This is a genomic window from Gemmatimonas sp. (assembly GCF_046594945.1).
Lineage (GTDB): Bacteria > Gemmatimonadota > Gemmatimonadetes > Gemmatimonadales > Gemmatimonadaceae > Gemmatimonas.
This window is the reverse complement of the sequence record NZ_JBKJRB010000010.1, coordinates 1-22794: the sequence shown is the minus strand read 5'-3', so window position 1 is coordinate 22794 and position 22794 is coordinate 1. Positions and strand designations below refer to the sequence as shown.

At 63.6% G+C, this 22794-nt stretch carries 19 protein-coding genes and 1 pseudogene; 14 read left to right on the top strand and 6 right to left on the bottom strand.

Annotation, left to right across the window (positions count from 1 at the left end; translation table 11 throughout):
• The first annotated feature begins 518 nt into the window (after positions 1-518).
• Both ACLL97_RS01335 and ACLL97_RS01330 read left to right on the top strand, forming a co-directional pair.
• Positions 519-1598, top strand: a complete 1080-nt coding sequence (locus ACLL97_RS01335) for a hypothetical protein (RefSeq protein WP_411278673.1) — start codon at positions 519-521, stop codon at positions 1596-1598.
• A gap of 52 nt (positions 1599-1650) precedes the next feature.
• Positions 1651-2628, top strand: coding sequence for an NAD-dependent epimerase/dehydratase family protein (locus ACLL97_RS01330; protein WP_411278672.1), 978 nt, complete (start codon positions 1651-1653; stop codon positions 2626-2628).
• Between the two features lie 114 nt (positions 2629-2742).
• Here the strand turns inward: ACLL97_RS01330 and ACLL97_RS01325 are convergent, their stop codons facing one another.
• Together ACLL97_RS01325 and ACLL97_RS01320 are read right to left on the bottom strand one after the other, a co-directional pair.
• The gene (locus tag ACLL97_RS01325) at positions 2743-4398 is read right to left on the bottom strand and encodes an Ig-like domain-containing protein (RefSeq protein WP_411278671.1); all 1656 of its coding nucleotides are present in this window, start codon (positions 4396-4398) and stop codon (positions 2743-2745) included.
• 184 nt (positions 4399-4582) lie between these two features.
• Positions 4583-5323 carry a hypothetical protein gene (locus tag ACLL97_RS01320; protein ID WP_411278745.1) on the bottom strand — a complete coding sequence of 247 codons (741 nt, stop codon included), beginning with the start codon at positions 5321-5323 and terminating at the stop codon, positions 4583-4585.
• Between ACLL97_RS01320 and ACLL97_RS01315 the strand changes: the two genes are divergently transcribed.
• Positions 5317-5658 carry a hypothetical protein gene (locus tag ACLL97_RS01315; RefSeq protein WP_411278744.1) on the top strand — a complete coding sequence of 114 codons (342 nt, stop codon included), beginning with the start codon at positions 5317-5319 and terminating at the stop codon, positions 5656-5658. The genes ACLL97_RS01320 and ACLL97_RS01315 overlap by 7 nt on opposite strands.
• On the opposite strand, the pseudogene ACLL97_RS01310 reads toward ACLL97_RS01315, so the two are convergent.
• Positions 5607-5942, bottom strand: a pseudogene (locus tag ACLL97_RS01310) (protein kinase domain-containing protein); the annotation flags it as partial. The gene ACLL97_RS01315 and the pseudogene ACLL97_RS01310 overlap by 52 nt on opposite strands.
• A gap of 144 nt (positions 5943-6086) precedes the next feature.
• On the opposite strand from ACLL97_RS01310, the gene ACLL97_RS01305 reads away from it, so the two are divergent.
• Together ACLL97_RS01305 and ACLL97_RS01300 are read left to right on the top strand one after the other, a co-directional pair.
• Positions 6087-6329 carry an FmdB family zinc ribbon protein gene (locus ACLL97_RS01305; protein ID WP_411278670.1) on the top strand — a complete coding sequence of 81 codons (243 nt, stop codon included), beginning with the start codon at positions 6087-6089 and terminating at the stop codon, positions 6327-6329.
• Between the two features lie 18 nt (positions 6330-6347).
• Positions 6348-7355, top strand: a complete 1008-nt coding sequence (locus tag ACLL97_RS01300) for a dipeptide epimerase (RefSeq protein ID WP_411278669.1) — start codon at positions 6348-6350, stop codon at positions 7353-7355.
• On the opposite strand, the gene solA is transcribed toward ACLL97_RS01300, so the two are convergent.
• On the bottom strand, positions 7352-8494 hold the full coding sequence (solA, locus tag ACLL97_RS01295; protein ID WP_411278668.1) for an N-methyl-L-tryptophan oxidase: 1143 nt from the start codon (positions 8492-8494) through the stop codon (positions 7352-7354). The two genes, ACLL97_RS01300 and solA, sit on opposite strands and share 4 nt — an antisense overlap.
• 252 nt (positions 8495-8746) lie before the next feature.
• On the opposite strand from solA, the gene ACLL97_RS01290 reads away from it, so the two are divergent.
• From ACLL97_RS01290 to ACLL97_RS01255, 8 genes are all read left to right on the top strand, one after another.
• Positions 8747-11773 (top strand): SusC/RagA family TonB-linked outer membrane protein, encoded by a 3027-nt coding sequence (locus tag ACLL97_RS01290; protein WP_411278667.1) that lies wholly within the window; start codon positions 8747-8749, stop codon positions 11771-11773.
• Positions 11774-11786: 13 nt separating this feature from the next.
• A complete protein-coding gene (locus ACLL97_RS01285; protein ID WP_411278666.1) occupies positions 11787-13043 on the top strand; it encodes a hypothetical protein in 1257 nt (418 codons plus the stop codon).
• A 361-nt stretch (positions 13044-13404) separates the two neighbouring features.
• A complete protein-coding gene (locus tag ACLL97_RS01280) occupies positions 13405-14382 on the top strand; it encodes a phytoene/squalene synthase family protein (protein WP_411278665.1) in 978 nt (325 codons plus the stop codon).
• A gap of 12 nt (positions 14383-14394) precedes the next feature.
• Entirely contained in the window at positions 14395-15360 is a 966-nt protein-coding gene (locus tag ACLL97_RS01275) for a carotenoid biosynthesis protein (protein ID WP_411278664.1), read from the top strand.
• Positions 15361-15430: 70 nt separating this feature from the next.
• Positions 15431-15721, top strand: coding sequence for a hypothetical protein (locus ACLL97_RS01270; protein WP_411278663.1), 291 nt, complete (start codon positions 15431-15433; stop codon positions 15719-15721).
• Positions 15722-15768: 47 nt separating this feature from the next.
• A complete protein-coding gene (locus ACLL97_RS01265) occupies positions 15769-17280 on the top strand; it encodes a phytoene desaturase (RefSeq protein WP_411278662.1) in 1512 nt (503 codons plus the stop codon).
• A gap of 132 nt (positions 17281-17412) precedes the next feature.
• Entirely contained in the window at positions 17413-18657 is a 1245-nt protein-coding gene (tig, locus tag ACLL97_RS01260) for a trigger factor (RefSeq protein ID WP_411278661.1), read from the top strand.
• Positions 18658-18713: 56 nt separating this feature from the next.
• Positions 18714-19328 carry an ATP-dependent Clp protease proteolytic subunit gene (locus tag ACLL97_RS01255; protein WP_411278660.1) on the top strand — a complete coding sequence of 205 codons (615 nt, stop codon included), beginning with the start codon at positions 18714-18716 and terminating at the stop codon, positions 19326-19328.
• Positions 19329-19440: 112 nt separating this feature from the next.
• Here ACLL97_RS01255 and ACLL97_RS01250 read toward each other — a convergent pair whose 3' ends face one another.
• Together ACLL97_RS01250 and ACLL97_RS01245 are read right to left on the bottom strand one after the other, a co-directional pair.
• Positions 19441-20850, bottom strand: coding sequence for a cytochrome P450 (locus tag ACLL97_RS01250; protein ID WP_411278659.1), 1410 nt, complete (start codon positions 20848-20850; stop codon positions 19441-19443).
• The gene (locus ACLL97_RS01245; protein WP_411278658.1) at positions 20843-21577 is read right to left on the bottom strand and encodes a hypothetical protein; all 735 of its coding nucleotides are present in this window, start codon (positions 21575-21577) and stop codon (positions 20843-20845) included. The genes ACLL97_RS01250 and ACLL97_RS01245 overlap by 8 nt, the downstream gene beginning before the upstream one ends.
• Before the next feature lie 309 nt (positions 21578-21886).
• Between ACLL97_RS01245 and clpX the strand changes: the two genes are divergently transcribed.
• Positions 21887-22794, top strand: a 908-nt coding sequence (gene clpX, locus ACLL97_RS01240) for an ATP-dependent Clp protease ATP-binding subunit ClpX (protein WP_411278657.1), incomplete at its 3' end; no start/stop codon positions are given.

Genomic DNA, 22794 nt, shown 5'->3' with positions numbered 1-22794 from the left:
TTTGCCGCGTGGCGCCGCGAATGCTGCCTCGCGCGCGCGACGTGCCGATCGGTTGACTCGTATTGGCGGACAATCGGCGATCGATGCGTTCCACTGCCATTGTGGGAGACCATCCCGGTTCGAGTCCCGGGGGTCGCACAACCGGACGTGGATATTGCCGCGCCTGACACGTCGGCGTTTCCGCGCCTCCATCAAAGAGGGATTGCGTGCCGATCATGTCGCACACCACCGCCTGGTCGACGATTTGAAACGAGGGGCTTGAATCAGGTGAGGAGACGATGCGTAAACGCTGCCTGTTGCGCCGCCCTTCAACGCGTCGTGCCGCCTGATGAACCGTCCCGTCCGCCGTGCTAACACAGGATCCAAAGCGCGCGGAGCGACGAGGCAAGGATACGCAGCCGTCGAATACTGACTGGCGGCGCATGCTCCCACCATGCACGTTTCCTGTCATCGATCGGCTGGTGCACGTGGCACCGCCATCACTCGATGTAATCCCCTCGTTGGTCCGGGAGCGTCACGTGCGTACTTCCATTCGCCGCGTCGTGATCGCGGCTGCCATAGCCTGGCCCTCTGCGTTGCTGGCGCAGGACGTCACGGTTGAAAGTGTCGTCGACACCAAGTTTTATGGCGCGCTTGGCAAGGTCGTGGGCATCGCGGCACGCTTCGGAGGTGCCAAACTGAACGACGTGCCGACCACGACCATGGTGTCCAGGCACAAGATGCGGACGGAGACCGAAAGCTCTGCCACCGTGATCGACGTGGACGCCGGCCAGTGGATGGAGGTGGATCACAAGCGGAAGTCGTACACCACCATGACCTTCGCCGAAATGGCCGCCGCCATCGACGAGGCCACCCGTTCGGCCAAGTCATCGAAGGACAAGAGCGCGGCGGACAACGCGAAAAATCCCGATGCCGCCAAGGGTGACGTGAACCTGAAGTATGCCGTGGCGGTGGACCGCACCGGCGAGCGTCAACGGATTGCCGGGTACGACGCCGAGCGGCTGTTCATCACGATCACAGTGGAAGCCGAAGTCACACCCGAGGGCGAGAAGGCCCAGCAGGCAGGAAGCCTGGTCATGCTGCTCGATCAATGGATGGCGAAGAGCGCCCCGCAAATTGCGGCCTCGGAAGAGTTCTACAAGGCGTTCGCGGCCAAGTCGGGCCAGGCGTTCCGGAAGCAGGCGGACGCGATGCAGGCGGCCTTCCAAGCCGATCCTCGCCTCAAGGGGGGAATGGAGGCGGCGGCGAAGGAACTGAAAAAAGTGTCGGGCATCTCGCTGCGCAGCGCCACTTACGCGGTGTTGCTTCCGGTCGGCATGAAGTTCGACCGCAAGCTGGTGCTCAACGACGTGGCCGTGGCGTCACCAGACGCTACCGCCGAGAAGCCCAAGAAGGGATTGCGCGGGATGATGGGGGCCATGAAGGCAGCGGCGGAGGAAGCGGCCAGCAAGGGCTCAGACAACAAGGAGCCGCAGCCGATGAAGCAGACCACGCTGCTTGCCGTCACCGATGAAGTGAAGTCGATCAGCACCGGGGCGGTGCCGGCGTCGATGTTTGCACCACCGGCCGGATACAAGTTCGAAGCGCGGCGTCGGTAACCGCGCCCCGACCGACTCAGCCCGGCGCCCCACGTCCATCCCCGTAAACTCCATGGCACGCGCTCTCGTGATCGGCGGCACCTTGCTCATCGGCCGCACCCTCGTCGAACAGCTTCTCGCACGCGGCGACGAAGTGGTGATTATGCACCGTGGCCACGGCACAGCGTTCGGAAGCCGCGTGCGCGAGATCCACTGCGATCGGAACGACGTGAAGGCCGTGGCATCAGCGCTCGCGCACGAGCAGTTCGACGTCGTGTACGACAACGTGTACGACTGGCAGCGCGGCACCAGCGCCGAACAGGTGAGCGCCGCGGCCACCGCGTCGGCAAAGGGGCTTCGTCGCTACGTTTTCACGTCGTCGGTTGCGGTTTTCGCGCCGGGCGGGCCGTACGACGAAGATGGTGCACTCGTGCCGTCCGATTTTGCGAACGCATACGGCGCGCAGAAGGCCGACAGTGAACGCGCGTTGTTTGCACTTGGCCGCACACAGGGCATTCCCGTCACGACGATCCGGCCAGCCTTCATTTTCGGACCGCACAACGCGTTCGACCGCGAGGCTTTTTTCTGGGACCGCATCGTCGCCGATCGTCCGGTCATCATACCCGGTGACGGACTCTCCACGATGCAGTGGATCTCTTCCCGCGATGTCGCACGCGCCGCGATCGCGGCCACAGTGCACGACGCGGCGATCGGCCGCGGCTACAATCTGGCCAACGTGCCTGAGATTACGCAGCTGGACTTCGTACGCCTGCTCGCACGCGTAGCGGACAAGGAGGTCGAGGTGGTGCACGTTCCGCGCGAGACCATTGCCGCGCTCGGCGGTGGCATCATGGAGCCGCCCGTGTACTTCGGCGCCTATCTCGATATCCCACCGATCACCGTACGTAACAACCGCCTGCGCACCGACCTCGAACTCGAGCTGACGTCGCTGGAGGACGGGTTGGAGGAGACGTTTCGCTGGTATGCCGCGCAGCAACGGCCGACGGCGGATTTCTCGTGGGACGAGAAGGCGATCGCGGCGGCCGAGTAGGCGTTTTGCGGCTGGGCTATCATGGCCTGCTGGAAAGGTCCCGAATCCCGTGGCGAGATGGCCGATCTGAGTCCGGGCGTTTGCAGACGTATAGCTTCGATGGACACCTCGCGCTCACTCAAACCGTATCTGGAGGGGTTCGGACGGACGACTGATGTCGAGCAGGCCGAGGAACGGACTCTCTCCCCAGCACCACACCGCGCCGCGCGTGTCGAGTGCGCAGGCGTGCCGAGACCCGCCGGCGATGCGCACGAACAGCGTCTGCGGATCGAGCATCGGCACCAGTCGGGGCAGCGTGCTGCCAGCGGTGGAGTTGCGAAGGCCAGTTGGTCCGTGACACCAGGTGCCGGAATCGGTGATGCCGCAGAAAAAGCTTCCGGCCGCCGCGATACTCTGGAAGATCAGGCCGCCGGGCATAGGAGCAGGCGTACCGAAAGTGCCGGCCCCGACGCCAGCGCCAAGTTGGTCGCTGATCTGCCCCCAACAGGAAGCGCCGCCGCTCGCCATCAATCCGCAGTTATATAGGCCGCCGACCGTGACCGACGTGAAGGTGCTGCTGCCCGAGGCGAGCGCTGGTGCCACCACGTTCCATCGCGATACACGACTCCAGCAATACACCGCGCCACTCGCCGTGCGGCCGCAGACGCCGCCCGGCCCGCCGGTCCCGCTCGTCAAGTCGACAAAGGTGAGCGCGCCGGCCACGGGCGTCGGGACCAGTATCGCGTCACTCAGGTGCGATGCGCCCCAGCAGGCGGCGCGACCGGTCGAAAGCAGTCCGCAGGCCAGCTGATCGGCCGCCACGACAGACCGGTACGTCGCGGAACCGCTCACGCGCTGCGGAGACGGGTTGGCGGTTCGATTGCCGACGCCAAGTTCCCCGGACGTGTTCCATCCCCAGCAATACGTGGCGCCAGCCGTGGAGATACCACAGCTCAACAGGTTGCCTGCCGAAATGCTGCGGAATGTCAGGTTGCCAGGAACGCGGGCGGGCGAATGTTGCACACTGCCGTTGCTGGTCACGCCTGCGCCCCAGCAGAAGGCGGTGCCTGCCGGCGTGCTAGTGCCGGTTGCCGCGAGTGCGCAGCTTTGGTTGCCGCCCGCGCTGATGTCCGCCATGCGGATTGTCGGTGGCCCCGTGGTAATGCTGAGAAACGTCGATGCCGTCTTGCCGCCGCTGGTCAGGCTGAAGGTCGCAGTGCCGACGCCGCGCGCCACGACGGTTCCGTTCGCACTGACCGATGCGATCGCCGGGCTTTCTGAGCTCCATGCGGTCGACTGCAACGTGACGGCGTTGCCGGAGAAATCACGCGCTGTTGCCGAGACACGTGTCACCTGTCCGACGAGGAGCGTGGCGTGCGAGACCGTGGCGTCGAGTTGTGCCAATGCATCCGACGTTACGGTGATGACCGCCGTCATCGTCTTGCCACCAGTGCTTGCCAGCATCGTCGTCTGTCCGACGGCAATACCGCGCACACGTCCACCTACAACGGCGGCAACCGTTGCGTCGGCGATCGAGAGCGTTGGCGCATCGACGCACAGGACAACGAGGCTTCCGTCGGGCTTCAACACTTCGGTCTCGACGTACACCTCCTCACCGACCCGGACCGAAGGCGCCGCCGGTTTGAAGCGGATGCTGCCGACGGGTTCGTTGCCGTTTGAGCACAGATCCTCCCAGTCGCCCAGCCCCGTGCTGACGGTGCACCCTGCGAGCACGGCCCCGATGGCGACAAAGAGCGCGCAGCGCGTACTAGCAATGGGGAAAGTCGACATCAGAGCACTCTCGACGAATGCGCCGTCAGATCGGCCTCGGTCGAGGTGACCCCGGCGTGCACAGCAGGGTACCAGTTGCCGTACTACCGTGACATACGTCAGGCGACGTAGTTCGAACGACCGCCTGCGCGCCAACTTCGAGCTCGAGCTGACGCCGCTCAACGACGGGTTGCTGAAAACGCTTCTACCCGCGCGCTCGCACCTCGGCGACCATGTCCCGGAGATGGCGATCCAGTAACGTGGCGTCCTCGAGGTCAAAGTGCCCCGACGCAGGCTCAATGACCAGCGCACCAGAGCGGTGGTACGATCCGAGCAGGCGACGCTGTTTTTGGGCTTGCTGAAGCTCGCGTACCAATTGACGGCAGTGCGCGGTGTCTTCAACGACGCAGCGGAGTGCCGGGCCCCGCTTGGCGCATGCGCCATACCATCCCGCGAAAGCGCCGAACCGCTCGCCCTCGTCGAGGGGACTGGCAATGTCATAGGCGAACCGCTGAAGCACGCGAAAGTCATCGCGAAAGCGGCGTGCCAACCGCGCTAGGTATTCGCTCATATCCGCCCACCCCTGAAGCGTCTGCGGGGCGTCTACCACGCGACGGAGATAGGGAAGGACCTCGTCCTGGCGGGCGAACGTCATTTTCGCGAGGACGGCGCTCCCGAATGCCGATTCTATGGCCAAATTTGGCGACGTCGCCAGCACGGCGTCGATGGGTCGCGAGTCGGCATCGTTCGCTGCGGCGAACCGAAGCGCCAAATCCGCGCCTGCAGAATCGCCCACCAGGATCACGACACATGGCTCGGCCGTGACGATGACGTCGTTCAGGAGCCCTCGAGCCAGACGAAGATGATCGTCGAGCGAGAGCACGGCCCGGCAGTGACGGCTCGATTCGAACCCGAAGAGCGCGGGAGCGATGGCACCTGTTGCCACCGGTCGGCCGGACGCTTCTCGAGGCATCGCGCCGCGAGCGCCGAGCGCCCCGATGGGATGGATGGGCGCACGGTACCGAGGGGAACGACGTCGCGAGTGGAGTGCGCGACGATTTGTTGTTGCGGCGAGAGATCGGCGAAGGGATGCCGACCGGCGAGCAACTCGTACCAGAGGAGACCGATCGAGTCAAGTCGGTTCGGTGGTCGAGCTTTGGATCACCGACCGCCTGCTCGGGTGCCATGTACGCGGTCGTGCCGATCGCGAAACCGCTGCCGGTCAGGTTCGACGCGTTCGCCAATGCGCGCGCAATGCCGAAGTCGGCGACTCGCGCGTGATCGCCCGCGAGCAAGACGTTTTCAGGCTTGATGTCACGGTGCACGATGCCTCGGGCATGGGCGTACGCCAACGCACTGAACACGCCGCGCATGATGCGGATCGTATCGGCGACCGCAAATTCACCGTGCTGCGAGAGGCGCGTGCGGAGCGAATCGCCAAAAAGACACGGCATCACATAGAACAGCGTCCCACCCGCTTCACCCGAGTCCAGCAGACTGACAATGTGGGGGTGTCCGAGCGGCGCGGCGATCTCGATTTCGCGCCGAAACCGTTCGTGAGCCATCGGCAGCGTGGGATCGCGGCGCAGCGGCTTACGCTGCAGGCTCGTCCGGGGCAAGTCGAGTGGATCGTCCGCGACCACTCGCCGGCGTATCTTTACGGTGCATCCCCTTACGATGATCCCGTTCCTCTGCCCGACGAATCGACCATGCCCGTCTACGTCTACGAAACGATTCCGCAGTCCGACGCTGACTTCCCGCTGACCTTCGAGCTGCGCCAGTCCATGTCGGAGGCCCGCCTCACCGCGCATCCGGATACCGGCGTGCCCGTGCGGCGCATACTATCCGGTGGTCTCGCCACATTCACCGGTGGTGCGGCCGGAGCCAGTTCCAGTAGAGGACCGACGTTCGGCGGTGGCGGGTGCGGCGCCGGTTGTGGCTGCGCGTCCTGAGACGCCGATGATCAAGATATGATCACCGGCGCCGTGGCGATCGAGCAGTGGGAACTCGTCGAACCGTTCGAAATCGCGCGCGGCGTGATGACCGCGATTCCGCTGATCGTGCTTACCCTCTCCGACCGTGCCGGCAACATCGGTCGCGCGGAAGCGGCGGGCGTGGACTACGACGGCGAAACGCCGGAGATGCTGCAGTCGCAGATCGAAGGCGTGTTACCGCTGGTGCTGGCTGCTGCACCCGGCGACGTGGTGAACGACGCCACATTGCAGGCCGTGCAGGAGCTGCTTCCGTCGGGCGGTGCTCGTAACGCGATCGACTGTGCGCTGTGGGATCTGCGCGCCAAGCAGTCCGGCATCCCAGCGTGGCGGTACGCGTCGCTGCCGGGATTACGTTCGCTGACCACCGTGTACACCCTCGGCCTCGGCACAGAAGCAGACACGCGTCGGAAAGCGCGAGCGGCTCGCGGCTATCCGTTACTCAAGCTCAAGTGCGACGCGGACCGTCATGTCGATGTCGTGCGATGGGTGCGCGAGGAGCATCCCACGGCGCGCATCGCGGTCGATGCCAATCAGTCGTGGAATCGCGATCTGCTGGAGCGCGTGCTGCCACCGCTTGCCGCCCTCGGCGTCGAGATGGTCGAGCAGCCGGTGCCGCGCTTTCACGATGCTCAGCTCGATGGGTTGAACGCCGTACTGCCATTGGCCGCCGACGAATCGTGCGTCGACCGCGAGTCGCTCGCCGAGTTATTCGGGCGCTATCAGTTCGTCAATATCAAGCTCGACAAATGCGGCGGCCTCACGGAAGCGCTCAAGATGTCGAAGGTGGCGCTCGCGCACGGACTGCAGCTGATGGTCGGCAACATGTGCGGCACCTCGCTTGGCATGGCCCCAGGCTTTCTGATCGGACAGTGTTGTCGCTATGTGGATCTCGACGGTCCGCTGCTGCAGATGCGCGATCGCGAACATGCAATCACGTTCACCGACGGGGTCATGCAGCCGCCGTCATCGTCGCTCTGGGGCTAACGCAGGCGATCGGAGAAGCGCCCGAGCCCGAAGAGGGCGATGTCGTGCGACGTGGTTCCAGTCTCCACGAGATCGGCGCAGATCTCCCCAATCACACTGCAAAACTTGAAGCCGTGTCCTGAGCACGGTGACACCAGCAGCACTTCCGGCGTGTCCGGCGCGCGATCGATGATGAAGTGCTCGTCGGGCGTGTTCGTGAACAGACATGCCGACGACGACTGCAGGGCGCCGTTCGCATCCGGGAAGTAGCGGGCGACCGCCTCGCGCAGCACTGCTTCGTCTAGCGGATGCACGGTGCGATCCATCGTATCGGGATGGACGCGCTCCTGGCGATGATGGTAGCGACCGATCTTGAACCCCGGCACGCCATACTCTGGGAAACCATAGTAGATGCCCTGGGCGGCCTCCAGCACGAACACCGGAAACGCCGTGGGCGCGAAGCGGGCGTGGTCGGCAATCTCGAACCAGCCGAGCACCTGACGCTCTGGTGTGAGCAGCGGCTGCAGTGCGGGGGCGAGGTCGGCCATCCACGGGCCGGCGGTTAGCAATAGTTGTGCGGCCTCGTATTCGCCTCGGTCGGTGCGCACCCGCACGCTGCCACGGCTCGCGGTGTATCCGAGCACCTTCTCGCGGGTGTGAATCGTGGCGCCGTGCAATCGCGCCCGAGCGGCGTAGGCGAGAATGCAGCGCTCCGGGGTGAGAAACCCGGCGTCGGGTTGAAACACCGCCATTGCATTTGGTGCGGGGTGCCAGCCCGGAAAGCGCGCCGCCAGCGCAGTGGCGTCGAGCACCTCATGCGGAAGGTCGTGTTCGCGACAGCTTCGGAGCGAGCCCTCGAACACCAGGCTGCCAGCGAAACCCACGTCGAGTCCGCCGGTGATGTGCAATAGGGGCTCCTCGAGTCCCTCCTCCAGCTCGCGCCACAGGGCGAAGGCGCGACGGAGGAGCGGCACGTACGAGGGATCCTCGAAATAGGCTAACCGGATGATCCGGGTGAGTCCGTGCGACGAGCCGACGCTGTGCCCGAGCTCATGCTGCTCCAGCGCGAGGACGCGCAGCCCCCGGGCCGCCAGCTGATATGCCGCGGCGCTGCCCATGCCGCCGACTCCGGCCACGATTACATCGAACGAGTGAGACACCGATGGCGACCTCAAGAGTGTGCAGCCGGCGACACGTCGCTGCGGTTTGTCCCCACAAATTGCCGTCTGCCATTCGGAATCTGGGTCCAAACGCAAAATATTAGCGCCAAACTGTCAAAAATCGTCGTGATGAGAGTGGCAAATCCCTTAAAGCTGAGAGAGATTCTCCACATCTCGGTACTTCGTTTCGTAACCGGGACGCGTGTGGGGTGCACACGCTCTGCTCTTCATTACCCATCGGAAGGAGACTCGATGTTTCACCGAGCGATCATTTGTCGCTTGTCGGTAATCGCCGCCGTTCTGCTGATCGCGGTCCCGTCTCGTGCGCTGTTGGCACAGACTGGAACGATCAGCGGCAAGGTGACTGATGCTGCCACTGCGCTGCCCGTAGCCGACGCCCGCGTAGTGCTTGCAGGAACGACATTCGAGGCGCAGACGAACAGGACCGGCGACTACCGCCTCACCAACGTCAAGCCCGGCCGTACGGGTGTGTCCGTGTTCCGCCTTGGCTACAAAGCGAAGCGCGACAGCGTGATAGTGGTGGCCGGACAGACCGCCACGCTGGACATCGCGATGACTCAGTCGGTCATCAACCTGGCCGAACTGGTCGTGACGGGCACCGCCGGCAACCAGGAGCGGAAGGCGCAGTCCGCCCTCGTGGCGACGGTAAAGACCGCCGACATCATCAGGGACGCCCCGATCACCAGCGTGGCCAACCTGCTGCAGTCGCGCGTGCCGGGCGTCTCCCTTAGCGCGCAATCGGGCACGGCGGGCACGGCCACGCAGATCCGCATCCGCGGCGCGTCGTCGATCAACCTGTCGAACCAGCCGTTGCTGTTCATCGACGGTGTGCGCATCAACGAAGGCCAGATCGGATCAGGCCAGGCCGGTCAACAGTTCGATCGCTTGAACGACCTCAATCCCGAAGAGATCGAGAGCATTGAAGTGGTGAAGGGTCCGGCCGCCGCCACGCTGTACGGCGCCGACGCCTCGGCCGGCGTGATCCAGGTCATCACCAAGAAGGGCCGTGCGGGCTCGTCGAGCTTCGAGCAGAACCTCCGCTTGGAAACCGGCTCGTCGGAGCTCGTCAACTACACCCCGCCCGACAATTACGCCCGGTGCACGGCAGCGAGCGTGGTGGCGACCAGCACCAATCCGCTGTGCCGCAACCAGACGGTCGGGACGCTGGTAAGCGACAACCCGCTCACACGTGTCAATGCGTTCCGGAAAGGTGAAGATCGTGTGTTGAACTGGAACGCGCGCGGCGGTGGCCAGAATTATGGCTTTAACCTGTCGTACGGCTCGCAGAACACGGCGGGCACATTGCCAAATAACCGCTACAACCGCTACAACGTTCGCACAAACGTGAACTATGTCGCGAACTCGAAGCTAAACGTCGACGTCGGACTTGGCCTCACCCAGAGTCAGACCGATCTGCCCGACAACGACAACAACGGCTTTGGCTGGCTGGGCGGTGGCCTGCTTGGCAGCCCGCTCACCCGCAACGACGGGCCCACTGGGCAGCTGACGCAGGACGGCTGGTTCGGCGTCCGTCACTACAACGCCATCAACTCGATTCAGCGCCGCTTGCTCACGAAGCGCGTGACCACGTCGGTGACGGCGAACTACACGCCAACGAGCTGGTTCACCAACCGCATCACCGGCGGCATGGACTACGCCAACGACGATCAGCGGACCTTCCTCCCGAAGAATGACAGCCTGTGGTACGGCGGCCTGAACGACGGTGGCAACAATACGTCGCAGTCGCGCGGCGCCGAACGCTACACGTTCGACTACCTCGGCAACATGAAGAAAGGCTGGGGCGCGGATTGGGAAACCAACCTGTCGTTCGGGCTGCAGGTCATCTCCTCACGCAACAACTTGCTGACCGCCAATGGCATCGGCTTCGTGACCAACTCGAACAACTCCGTGGGTTCGGCGGCACAGACCACCGGCGGCGGCGGGTTCACCGAGCAGCGGCAGTTCGGCTACCTCAGCCAGCTGCAGATCGGCAACCAGAACAAGCGGTTCCTGCAGGTTGGCGTGCGCATCGACCGGAACTCGTCGTTCGGTGCGGCGGCACCGTCGTTCGTGCTGCCCAAGATCGGTGGTAGCTGGGCCATCTCGGAAGAAGACTTCTTCCGTCCGCTCGCCGGCATCGTGAACACGCTGCGCTTGCGCGCCGCGTATGGTACCACGGGTCGCTCACCGAACCCGGGCGACGCGCTCACCACGCTCGTGGCCGCGCCGTTCAACATCGTCGGCAGCACGTTCGCCGGCGCTATCCCGGGCAACCCGGGCAACAGTGATCTCAAGCCGGAACGTGGCACCGAATTCGAAGCAGGCCTCGACGCCGGCTTCTTCGACAACCGCGTGTCGGCCGAGCTCACGTACTTCAAGAAGACCACGAAGGACCTGATCATCGCCAGGCCGATTCCGCCGTCACTCGGTTTCCAGACCAACCCGCTGGCGAACATCGGCTCACTGTTGAACAGCGGCGTCGAGCTTGCACTCAATATCAACGCGCTCAACACACCAAACGTGCGCTGGGATATCCGTGCCGGCGCCAACACCCTGCGTAACGAACTCACGAGCCTCGGCACGGTGCTGCCGTTCCCGCTCGGCGGCGCTGGTCGGACGATCGTCGGACAGCAGCTTGGCGTGATGGTCTCCAAGCGTATCGAGTCGATCAACGAGGCGACGAAGGTGGTTACGGTAAGCGACACGTTAGCGCCGATGGGCAACCTGTTCCCGACGTTCGAGTGGAACATCAACAGCACGGTCACGCTCTTCAAGAATCTCCGTGTGAGCGCGTTGCTTGACGCGAAGCGCGATTTCATGGTCCAGAACTTCACGGCGTTCTTCCGCGAAACGCAGATCGTGCGTTCCAACCTGCGCATCGACACAACGGCACTCTCGGCCAGAGAGCGCTTGCGTCGCTACGGCAATCCGACCCCGGGCCAGCCGGCGTTCGTGACAAACAAGGGCAATCCCTCGACCGTCAACGACGTGATTGACGCATTCCTCGAGCGTGGTGATTTCGTGAGGCTGCGCGAGCTCTCCGCCACCTTCACGGTGCCGAACAGCCTCGCCCGGAAGATGGGCGGCGTCGTGGACGGCGCATCGGTCACGTTCGCAATGCAGAACATCAAGCTCTGGACGAACTACTCGGGACCCGATCCCGAAGTGAACGCCCAGACCGGCGCGTTCTCGCGCCAAGACTTCCTCACGTTGCCGAACCCGCGGCGGTCCGTGCTCCGTTTCAACTTCACCTTTTAACCGCGAGATGACCATGAAAAAGATCCAACGCGCGGTTACGCGCACGCTGGCAGCTACGTCGCTGGTGTTCGGCGCGGCCGCCTGCTCCGACCAGTTCCTAGAGGTTACCAACCCGAACGTCATTGACGCGGCCACGGTCGACCCGACAACGGCCGGTGCGACGCTGGCGGCATCGGCGCAACAGAACTTTGCGGCGGCGCTTGGCTGGCTCTCGATGTACAGCGGATGGTTCACGACCGAAGTCAACGTTTCGGACACCTTTCCAACGCGGAACGAGTTCGGCTTTCGCACTGTGTCCGATCTCAACGGCTCGCTGAACACCGACGTCTGGGCACCGATCTCACTGGCTGTGGCGTCGGCGAAAACCGTGCTTGACCTCACGCTACCGAATCCGACCACCAACATCAGTCTTGCGCGCGCCGCCACGTTCCGCGGCTTCTCGATCCTGATGATGGCCACCGATTTCTGCACGGGGGCGCTGTCGTCGGGACCGGAACTGACCACGGCGCAGCTGCTCGATTCCGCATCGTTCTGGTTTACCCGCGGCGTTGATGTTGGCAGAGCCAATGCCACGGCCGACGGTATCGCGCTGTCAAACGCGGCGCTGGTGGGCCGCGCGCGTGCCAAGCTACAAAGGGGTGACAACGCCGGTGCCGCGGCCGACGCCGCACTGGTGTCGGCGGGCTTCGAATACAACATGCGCTACACGGACGATTTGAACAGCCGCACGCGCCTGTCGAACCGCCTGTACCAGTTCAGCTTCGACCGCGGTGCCATTAGCGTGGCGCCGTGGTATCGCCAGACCGATCCTCGCGTGCCTTTCCGCGCACCGGGTTCGGGAACTGCGGCCCCTTTTGATGCAGTGCCGGGCGGCTTCTTCCAGCAGGCGAAGTTCACGGGCTATGCCTCGAACATCCGCCTCGCCTCGAAGCTTGAAGCGGATTACATCGCCGCGGAAGCCTCGGGCAGTGTGACACCGCAGCTGGCACTGATCAACGCCCGTCGTGCGGCGAACGGCCAGACGGCCTACGCAGGCGCCACCGATGCGGCGAGCGTCAAGACGGAGCTGTTCAATCAGCGTGCGCTCGAGTTCTTTCTCGAAGGCAAGCGCTTGGCGGACTTCCGTCGCTCGCCGGCCTCGGTCGCGACGACCGTCACGGCCTCCGGTGCGCCGTACTTCAAGCCCGGGTACGGCTCTACGGGTACAGACACCTGCTATCCGTTGCCGCGCCCCGAGCGAGACAACAATCCGAACATGGCCGGCAAGTAAACGCCACGGGCCTGCGGCTTGAGCGACAAAACGGGCGCCGGGGATTCTCCCGGCGTCCGTTTTGCGCAACGCCGGCCACCGTCACGTTTTCCTGACACTCTCACTGTAAAGAATCGTTGACAGTTCGCGGTCGCGATCCCACCTTAATGTTGTGTTTACCCATGAGATGAACGAACTTCGCAAACCGGCCGCACGAGAAGGAACCTGTCGTCGTCAGCCGCGTTGAGCACTCAGGGCCGTTTCTGTTCCTGCGCTCGAGTTCGCGGTCGCCGTCATCCCGCCTGACCACCGTTTTGATGAGTTCTCGTGCCGGCATGATGAGTCCTTCAACGCAGCCGATGCTGCCCAGGGTAGCATGATCGTGAACGCGTCTCTCAACGACGCGTCCGAATGCGCCCGCATCACGATGTTCCACGCGCGCACCTTCTCGCTGGCGAGCAAACTGCTCCCCGGGCCGAAGCGTCGCGCTGCCTACGCGCTCTATGCCTTCTGTCGGATCGCCGATGATCTGGTCGATCAGGCAGATCACGACAACGTCGTTGAGCTCGCCGTGCAACTCGACGATTATCGGAATCAGCTGCAGGCGGCCCTCGGCGGGCGCCCCAGTGGGCCGATCTTCCGTGAGGTTGCGTGGGTGGCACGTGAATACGAGGTGTCACCCGCCCCGCTGTTCGAGTTGCTCGACGGCGTGCAGCGCGACCTCGAGGCCCATACTTACGCCACCTGGCTCGAGCTCGAGCAGTACTGCGAAGGGGTCGCCAGCTCCGTCGGCGAGATGTGCACCTACGTGTTCGGCGTCCCCGCCGGCCCCGCCATGCGCTCCCAAGCCATTCAGTACGCCCGCACCCTTGGCACGGCCATGCAGCTCACCAACATCCTTCGGGATGTCGGCGAGGACGCCCAGCGTGGTCGCTGCTACCTGCCGGCGGAAGACATGGCGCGGTTCGGTCTCACCCCGCACGATGTCCTCTCTCGCGGCCCAGAGCTGGCGCGCCATCCCGGATGGGCTCCGCTCATGGCGTACGAAGTAAGCCGAGCGCGGGCATTGTATTCGGCCGCGATGCCAGGTATTGCGTTGCTCGACGCCGACGCCCAACGCTGTGCCGCGGCGTGTGCGAATGGCTACGCCGGTATTCTCACGGCTATTGAGGCGCAACACTACGACACCATTTCGACCCGCGCGCGCATTGGTCGCCTCGCGCGCGTTGGCATCCTCTGGAACGCCTGGCGCTATCGCGCGCCGGCGCCTGATCTTTCCGCGCTGGGACACGGTCCACGGATCGTGTGGGAACCCAACACGGTGGCTTCCAACGCCGATTCCCTGATCCGACTGGCCTAAGGGGTTCCACGCATGACCGCTACTACCGACCTTCGGGATACTCTGCGGGACACCTCGCCGTCCACGCTACTCAAGATTGCCGGACTGACGCTGCTGGGTCACGCGTTCTTCAGCGCGTTCTCGGCGTTCGCGTTCGCGACGTTTCTCGTGCCGCCGTATCCGGAGTGGTTGCAGACGGCACAGAACCAGAAAGTGATGGCCGTGGGCTTCGCGTACGGTGGAGCGACCACCGTCACCCTCGGCGCCCTCGCCGGGTTGGCGTTCCTCGCCCACTGCATCGGTCACCGCCGCGCCATGCTGGTGTTCGTCGTGTCATTCGGTCTGGCCTTTATCTCCGAGTATGCCGGCACCGTTACCGACTATCCGTTCGGTGCCTACGAGTACACGAGTCAGCTGGGCTACAAGTTGTTCGGTCGGGTGCCGTTCAATATCCCGACATCGTGGTTTTATATGCTGGTCGCCTCGCTGGCGATCTGCGGACGATTCCTCCCGGCCAAGGACGACAACACCTCAAAGTGGTACTGGGCGCTTATGGGCGGCTTGGTGCTCACCGCGTGGGACGTCTCGATGGACCCCGCGATGGTGAAGACGAACCACTGGTTCTGGCAGATCGGCACCCTCGCCGATCGTTCCGCGTTCGAGCAGTTCATCGGCAGGCCGATCTTCTTCGGTATGCCGATCACCAATTGGCTGGGCTGGCTGTTCACGGGAATTCTCGTCGCGCGTGTGATGCTCGCCATCGTGCCGCCCACCATGTGGGCTGCCAAGGTGTCACCGAGTCGACTGCCGATCACGCTGTACGCGGTAAACGGCCTGCTTCCGCTCGCGATCTGCTTCCGTCAGGATATGGTGCTGGCTGGCGTGCTGGGCACGATCGCCATGGCGATTCCGCTTTGGGCTGCTCTGCGTAACGAACCACAGCCGCTCGGCACTGCCGGTACGGCTCCGATGCCTCGCGTCGCGGTTTCGGGCCGCTGATGACGCGTCTGGCCGACCGGCGCGCTGGCACCGTAAACACGGCCAATGCGTTAACGTCATGAATGGCGCGATGGACCAACTCACTCCGATCTTCGATTCCGACGCGCTCCCGATCGGCATTCTGGTGCTCATCGTGCTCGAGGCGGCGGTGCTGTTCGCGTGGCAGCGACGGCATCCCTCGTCGCCCTTAGGCTCGCCGAATACGGCACGCATCGTTTCGTTTCTCGGGGCGGGCGGGTCGCTCCTCGCGGCGATGATTTTTCACCGCCGGCCGGATCCGTCTCCTGAGGGCTTTGCGTTGGCAATGTTGGCAGCCTTCGTGATTCACCTCTGGCACATTACAGTGCTGCTTCGCCGCTGAGCATCGCGGGGGAGCGGCGCTCCCCGCTTTCTTCAGCAACTCGGTGCATGCGCATTGTTGTCATCGGCAGCGGCTTTGGGGGATTGGCGGCCGCGATTCGCCTTCAGGCACAGGGCCACGACGTTACGATCGTCGAAAAGCTCGACAAGGCCGGTGGCCGTGGTTACGTGTTTGAGCAAGACGGATTCACGTTCGATGCCGGCCCGACCATCATCACGGCGCCGTGGCTCATCGACGAACTGTTCGCACTGACCGGCAAAAAGACCGAAGACTACATCAAGCTCGTACTGCTCGATCCGTTTTATAACATTCGGTTCGAAGATGGATCGGTCTTCCATTACAACGGCGATCGCGAGGCCATCGTTCGTCAGGTGGGTGAGTTCAACCCCGACGACGTCGCCGGCTACCTGAAGTTCCGCGAGAAGGCGTGGGAGATCTTCAACGTCGGGATGCCGCTTATCGACAAGCCGTTCCTCACTGCGGGCTCGATGCTGAAGATGCTTCCCGACCTGATCCGCACCCGCTCCGATGTATCGGTGGCCGACCTCGCCGACAAGTATCTCAAGGATGATCGCCTGCGGCAGGTGTTCTCGTTCCATCCGCTACTGGTAGGCGGAAATCCGTACAAGACGTCGTCGATGTACGCCCTCATCCACAAGCTCGAGCAGCAGTGGGGCGTGCTCTTCGCCATGGGCGGCACCGGTGCGCTGGTACGGGCGCTGGTGCAGGCGTTCGAAGATCTGGGTGGCACGATTCGCTTCGAGAGTGAAGTGAAGGAGATCACCGTCGACGTGGCCCGTCGTCGCACCACGGGTGTAAAGCTCGTGGACGGCGAAACGGTGAAGGCGGATGCGGTCGTGTGCAACGGTGATGTGGCGCAGGCCTATCGCACGCTGCTACCTCCAGAGGCCCGGCCGTCCATGAGCAATGCCAAGGTGGAGCGGATGCGCTTTTCCATGTCGCTGTTCGTGATCTACTTCGGCACCGACAAGCAGTACGAGAATATCGCGCACCATGAAATCATCATGGGTCCGCGTTACAAGGCGCTGCTGGAAGACATCTTCGAGAAGAAAATCCTGTCCGACGACTTCTCGTTGTACCTGCATCGCCCCACGGCCACCGACCCGTCGCTCGCACCGCCGGGTCACGATTGCTGGTACGTGCTCTCGCCCGTTCCTCACCTTGGTGGCGACGTTGACTGGGCCGCGGTGGGCGATCGCTATCGCGACCGCATTATGGGCTATCTCGAAGAGCGTTACATGCCCGATCTCAGCAAGCATATCGTGACCGAGCGTCGAATCGATCCGCGGTATTTCGAGAAGAGCCTGAACAGCTACCTGGGCAGCGCCTTCGGCCCGGAGCCGGTGCTCACACAGTCGGCGTACATGCGACCGCACAACGTCAGCAAGGACATCCCGAACCTGTATTTCTGCGGTGCCGGCACGCATCCCGGCGCCGGACTGCCGGGCGTCATTTCCAGTGGCAAGATCGTCGCCGAGCTCATCGGCGGGGCTCCCGCCCGAGCAGCTGTCGCGGCTCCGGAGCTGTCGCTGCGCTGAGCCCTACCGGCCGGTGATCGTGATACCGCTGGCTGACTCCCTCGATCGCAGGGCGGCTGGCCGGCACCTTTCCGACGGCGGCCCTGTTTTCGCAGTTCACCCCGACTCCCTGCCTCACTTAGATTCCGCCGCATGACCATCACCATTACCCCGACCGAGAGCGCGGGTGTCTCGCGCCGGATGCAGATCTCGGTGCCGGCCGACACCGTCGCGTCGTACGAAGATCAGGCGGCGCGCAAGTACGCGACGCAAGCCCGCATTCCCGGATTCCGCCCCGGCAAGGCACCCGCCGCGATGGTGCGCAAGCGCTACGCCGCCGAAGTGCGCCAGGAAGCGATCGAACTCGCGATGAACGATGCGTTCCGCGAGGCCGTCGAGCGCGAGGGACTGAAGCTCGCTGCCCAGCCGCACGTGCACGACCTCAAGGCCGAGCCCGGCCAGCCGCTCGAGTTCGAATTGCACTGTGAAGTGCGTCCCGAACTCGCGCTCGAGAAGCTTGAAGGACTCACGGTTACCCGTCGCGACTCGATGGTGACCGATGATCTGATCGAAGCGCAGATCGAGAAAATCCGCGAGCAGAAGGCGGATTGGGCACCGGTCGAGGACAAGCCGGCGCCCGGCGACATGGTCACCGTGATGCTGTCCACCGCCGACGCCGATGGTTCCCTGCCCGAGGGCAAGGAGTACCGTCTCGTCCTCGGCGGCGGCCAGGCAATCGCCGGCATCGAAGAGCTCATCATGGAGACCGCCCCCGGCGGCACCACGGAGCGCCAGGTGCGCTGGCCCGAAGACTTCCCCGACGAGTCGCAGCGTGGCGCCGCGAAGCTCGTACGCGTCGTGCTCACCGACGTGAAGCGCAAGTCGCTGCCAGCGCTCGACGACGCGTTCGCGCGCGAGATCGGCGATTTCGATACGGTGCAGATCCTGCGCGACGCGGTCCGCGCCGACATGGGCGAGCACTCGAAGCGTGAAGCCGATGCCGAAGTGCGCGGTCAGATCATCGACCAGATCGTCGAAGCGAATCCGTTCGACGTGCCCAACGCGTGGGTGATGCAGCTCGTCGACGGTTACATGAAAATGTACGGCGTGCCCGATGCCGAAAAGCAGCGCTTCTCGCAGGAATTCATTCCGATGGCCGAACGGCAAGTGCGTCGCGATCTGATCATCGACACGATCGCCGAGCGCGAGTCGCTCACCGCGAGCGCGTCGGCGGTGGATGCCCGCATCGAGGAGCTCGCGAAGGCCCGGAACGTGGATCCCGGCCAAGTGTACGCGCAGCTCCAGAAGTCGGGTCGTTTGCAGGAGATCGAGCGTGAACTCACCGAAGATCGCGTCTTCGGTTGGCTGCTCGAAAAGAATCCGGTCACGACGGCGTAATCATCCGATTCCCGTTCGAGACACCGCCCGACCAACCGTTTCAGGAGAGTCGTAGCATGGCATCGATTTACATGCCGTACATCATCGAGCGCTCAAGCCGTGGCGAGCGCACGTATGACATCTTCTCGCGCCTGTTGATGGACCGTATCGTGTTCCTGGGGTCGCCGATCAACGACGACGTCGCGAACATCATCATCGCGCAGATGCTGTTCCTCGAGGCCGATAATCCCGAGAAGCCCATTCACCTGTACATCAACTCGCCGGGTGGCAGTGTATCGGCCGGCTTGGCGATGTACGACACCATGCAGTTCATCAAGGCGCCGGTGCACACCACCTGCATGGGCATGGCCGCCAGCATGGGCGCATTTCTGCTCTGCGCCGGCGCCGCCGGCCATCGCAGTGCGCTGCCGCACTCGCGCATCATGATTCACCAGCCGTCGCAGAACGGTGGCGGTGGTTCAGCGTCGGATATTGAAATTCAGGCACGCGAGATTCTGTATCTCCGCTCGAAGATGAACGAGCTGATGGCCAAGCACTCCGGCAAGCCGGTCGAGCAGGTCGAGCGTGACACTGATCGTGACCGCTTCATGAGCGCCGAAGACGCCAAGGTGTACGGGCTGGTGGATAATGTGATTCAGCATCAGGCGGAACTTGTGCCGGTGGCGAAGTAGGGACGCAACTGCCAACGGCTTCGGAAGCAGGAGGGAGATGTAGCAGGGGGGAGGAAGCAGGCCGCTTTTCGCGGGTCCTGCTCCCTCCCCCTGTTGTACGCCACCCTGCGTCCTAAGCCGTTGGCTGTTGAGCCGTTGGCCGTTCCCCGACCGCGCCCACGCGCATCATCACCTCCACCGCTGGCCTGGTGGTGAGCCGCGCAAACGGCCGTACACTTTCAGCATCCAGCGTCGTAAAGTCAAAACGACGCACCAGGCTGGCCAATATCAGTGCCGTCTCGATCGTGGCAAACGCGGCCCCCACGCAAATGCGTGGCCCTGCACCAAACGGGATGTACGCGCCCGGCGTCATCTCGGCTTCTCGCTCGGGGAGGAAGCGATCGGGATCGAAGCGATCGGGGTTCACCCACATCTTCTGATGTCGATGCATGCTCCACGGCGCGATCATGAGCATGGTGCCGCGCTTCACGCGACGGCCCGCGATTTCAGTGTCGTGCGCGGCCACGCGCGGCAAGAACGTGATCGGCGGATACAACCGCAGCACTTCTCGGAAGAAATTACGCACGTACGGCAAACGCTTGGTGTGTTCCAGCAGCACCGGTCCATCACCCACCACGCGCCCCACCTCCTCGCGCATGCGCGCCACGACCTCGGGGCGTACGGAGAGAATGTAGAACGCCCACGTGAGGGAGCTGGCCGTCGTTTCATGTCCGGCCAGGAAGAACACGCCTAACTGGTCGATCAACTCTTCGCGCGTAAACGGCTGCCCCGTGTCGGTGTCGCGCGCGTCGAGCACAGCGCCGGCGATATCATCGAGTCCGGGCGTCGCGATGCGCGTGTCGAGCATGGTGCCGAGGTGCCTGCGAATACGCGCACAGGCGTCGCGAACCGGCTGCGGCTGCATGGTCGGGGACCACGGCCTGTCGAGCAGCAAACGCTTGATGTCGATGCTGCCGACCTGCCGCTCGAAGCGCATGAAGTCCTCGAACACCTGTTGCGACGTCTCCCCTTCCAGCGGCACTGAGAAAATCGTGCGCGTAATCACGTCGGCCGTGAGATGACTCATCGCGGCATCGAGCGAGAACGTCTCGCCCGACGCCGACCGTGCCCGCAATCGCGCCTCGAAGTCGTGGACCGCCGCCGCCATGAAATCGAAGGCGCGGTGGATGCGCATGTGCGAGAAGGCCGGGTCGACCATCTTGCGCTGCCGCCGCCACGTGTCGCCGCTGGTGACAAACATCGAGTTGCCTACCAGATCCTCGAGCGCTTCCACGAACAAATCGTTTTTCGGGAAAAGATCGTGATCCGTGAGAATCTTGTTTACCCACGTCGGGTCATTCACGAGCAGGATCCCGCGGCGCGATGACCCCAGCGGTGTGACCATCTCGCGGTAGGCGAGATCGGGAAGGAGGCTGAGCAGATCCTTCTGGCGGCGCCAGAGCAACCGGAGCAGCGATGTGACCGGCGCACGCGGCACCGGTGCCGGCGGACGGTACAACGTGGACAGCGTCGCGTCAGGCACCCTGCGTGGTCATCCGCGCCGGCCGACGCTGCGAGAGACGAAGGCGCATCTGGTGGTAGATGATGATGGCCAGTCCGACAACCAGCGGAATCGACCACATCTTGGGATTGAGCGCATGGTGCGGCATCAGGCGCACGAACCCGAAGGCCATGAACGCGGTGTATACCGAGATGCCCGAGCCCACGATCGCCTTCACGTGCTCCAGCTGATACGTGATACGCGATGGGGTCGGCGTGTAGATGAACCAGAGGTTGGTGAGCCCAGACGCCACGCCGACGACTGCAATGCCCATCATGAGCACCTCGTCGATCAGCCAGCCGCGGTAGGCACAGAGCAGCGCCATGGCGATCACGAGCAGGTTGAGCCCCACATTGAGCCAGCGGCGGTTCTCAAGATGTTGCTGCTTGTTGCGCACCGTCACCAGTCCGTGCCATACCAGACTGATCGTCAGGACGGCCAGGTAGAGCATCATCCAGCCAAAAATCCCCTGCACTCGGGCGGGCGGCCAATCGATGAGATGGCTATGGGTAGCCACCGGGGCCAAGATAGTATTTATCGCCATGCCGATCGCCATGGTGGCTGTGACCAGCATGAGGTACGCGTACACCGTGCCGAACTTCTTGTGGTTTCCCCCCCCTTTCTTGCCAAAGACGGGGATCCAAAAAAGGACGAGCCCGATCGCGCCGGTGGTGACGTGCAAGAACAGGAACCATTTGAACGTCCACATATGCTACGACTTCTCCCTCGGGAAGACAGCCCGGGTTCGCGGGACCACGTGTCTTTCCGGCCTCTGCCGGGTATGAGTGAGGGTACGACCGGCGCGTCGGCGACGCCAGCATGAAATCCACTCCCGCCTGCGCCAGGCACAGTTTTTTGTCGTCGCGGCCGACACTCATCACGGAGGGTTTTGCCCGCCTTCCTGTGGCAAGACAACCCCCTTCGCTTGACCCTGCGTGTCCAAGCGAGTTAACTGTATGTAGGCAGGTGGCTTGTCTCGCCACTTCCCGTCATCGATGGCCCACCGTTCCGGACCGACATGTCCCACGACAAGCATCTCCGCTGCTCCTTCTGCGGCAAGTCCAAGGACGCCGTCCGAAAGTTCATTTCGGGCCCGTCGGTCTACATCTGCAACGAGTGCATTGCGCTCTGCAATGAGATCCTGTCCGAAGACGAGGAGCGGGAAGTCGCCGAGGCGATCACTCAGGTGCCGACGCCCCGGGAGATCAAGAACATCCTCGATCAGTACGTCATCGGCCAAGAGAACGCGAAGAAGGCGCTCGCGGTGGCGGTCTACAACCACTACAAGCGCATCAACGCGGCGGGCAACGCGCGCGAAGACGACGTGGAGCTCGACAAGTCGAACATCCTCCTGATCGGCCCCACCGGTACCGGCAAGACGCTGCTCGCGCAGACCCTCGCCCGCATTCTCGATGTGCCATTCACGATCGCCGACGCGACCACGCTCACCGAAGCCGGTTACGTCGGTGAAGACGTGGAAAACATTCTGGTGCGCTTGCTCCAGGCCGGTGACTTCAACGTCGCGGAGTGCGAGCGCGGCATCGTTTACATCGACGAGATCGACAAGATCGCGCGCAAATCCGAGAACCCGAGCATCACGCGCGACGTGTCGGGCGAAGGCGTGCAGCAGGCCCTGCTCAAAATCCTCGAGGGCACCGTGGCGAGCGTGCCGCCGCAAGGTGGCCGCAAGCATCCGCAGCAGGAATACATCCAGATCAACACCAAGGATATCCTGTTCATCTGTGGTGGCGCCTTCGATGGATTGGAGAAGATCATCGAGGCCCGCACCGGGCGTCGCCAGCTCGGCTTCGACACCAAGAAGCACGACGGCAAGGTGGTCTCCATCAAGCAAACCACTGCCAAGACACCGTTCGCCGAAGTCGAGCCCGACGACCTGCTCCGTTTCGGGATCATCCCCGAACTCGT